The organism is Rhodanobacter lindaniclasticus, assembly GCF_004799035.1.
In the GTDB taxonomy this organism is placed as follows: Bacteria; Pseudomonadota; Gammaproteobacteria; order Xanthomonadales; family Rhodanobacteraceae; genus Rhodanobacter; species Rhodanobacter lindaniclasticus.
Genome location: NZ_MWIO01000079.1, coordinates 1 through 1,401, shown reverse-complemented (window position 1 = coordinate 1,401; position 1,401 = coordinate 1). Strand labels below are relative to the sequence as shown.

Below are 1,401 nucleotides of genomic sequence, written 5' to 3'. Positions count from 1 at the left end.
CGACGTCCCCCCGGTTTTGAGTAGCACGTCGGTTTGGAGTCCAATCCCCCATCCGAAGGAGATTGGACGTGAAGAAGCGATTTACCGAAGAGCAGATCATTGGCTTCCTGCGTGAGGCAGAGGCCGGCATGCCGGTGAAGGAGCTGTGTCGCAAACACGGCTTCAGCGAGGCCTCGTATTACCTGTGGCGTAGCAAGTTCGGTGGCATGAGCGTCCCCGACGCTAGGCGGTTGAAGGAGCTGGAGACTGAGAACGGGCGGCTGAAGAAGCTGCTGGCCGAGCAGGTACTGGAGAACGAGGTCATCAAGGACGCCCTGCGAAAAAAGTGGTGAGCGCACCGGCTCGGCGCGAGCTGGTGCGGCAGATGATCGACCAGGGGTTGAGCGAGCGGCGCTCGCTGGCGGTCGTGGGCATGAGTGCCAGTGCTTATCGCTACGTGCCATGCCCGGATCACAACGTGGATCTCCGGCAACGCATCGTGGCGCTGGCGCAGCGGCACAAGCGCTATGGCGTGGGGATGATCCATCTGAAGCTGCGGCAGGCGGGGTTGCTGGTGAACTACAAGCGCGTGGAACGGCTGTATCAGGAGGCGAAGTTGCAGGTGCGTCGGCGCAGGCGGAAGAAGGTGCCTGTCGCCGACCGACAGCCGCTGGTTCGACCGAAGGCAGCCAACGAGGTCTGGTCAATGGACTTCGTGTTCGACCGCACGGCCGAAGGGCGTGTCATCAAGTGCCTGACAGTCGTCGATGACGCCACCCACGAGGCGGTGGTCATCGAGGTGGAGCGGGCCATCTCCGGTTTGGGCGTGACGCGCGTGATAGATCGCCTGGCGCAGACGCGTGGTCTGCCCAAGGTCATCCGCAGCGACAATGGAAAGGAGTTCTGCGGCAAGGCGATGGTGACCTGGGCGCACGAGCGTGGCGTGCAACTGCGCCTGATCGAGCCAGGCAAGCCGAACCAAAACGCCTACATCGAGTCATTCAACGGTCGCCTGCGCGACGAATGCCTCAACGAGCACTGGTTTCCCAGCCTGCTGCATGCACGCGCCGAGATCGAACGCTGGCGGCGGGAATACAACGAGGAACGACCGAAGAAGGCGCTGGGTGGGCTGACACCCGCCGCCTACGCGGAGCAGTTAAAGTGATCCCGGACTCTAAATCGTCCTGCTACTCAATGCGGGGGGACGTCGGGAGGCGTGCAGCGGGGCCCATCACTGGGCACGGCGGTGTGTGGAATACGGGCTGCAGCCGCGGCTGATGGCCGCCCAGCTGGTCAAGCCGTACCGCAAGACTCAGCGCAGCAAGAACGACCGCAACGACGCCGAGGCGATTGCCACGGCCGCCGGACACGGCAACATGCTCGCGTGGCCGATGAAACCACTCGACTCACACGGAGGCATGT

1 protein-coding gene and 1 pseudogene are annotated in these 1,401 nt (G+C 63.4%); both read left to right on the top strand.

Annotated features, from left to right (window positions below; all coding sequences use genetic code 11):
* The first annotated feature begins 128 nt into the window (after positions 1 to 128).
* A protein-coding gene (locus B1991_RS17710) for an IS3 family transposase (protein WP_425466713.1) occupies positions 129 to 1,144 on the top strand; the annotation gives its coding sequence in 2 pieces (ribosomal slippage) (positions 129 to 327 and positions 327 to 1,144; 1,017 coding nt in all).
* A 46-nt stretch (positions 1,145 to 1,190) separates the two neighbouring features.
* A pseudogene (locus tag B1991_RS17705) lies at positions 1,191 to 1,401 on the top strand (IS110 family transposase); the annotation flags it as partial.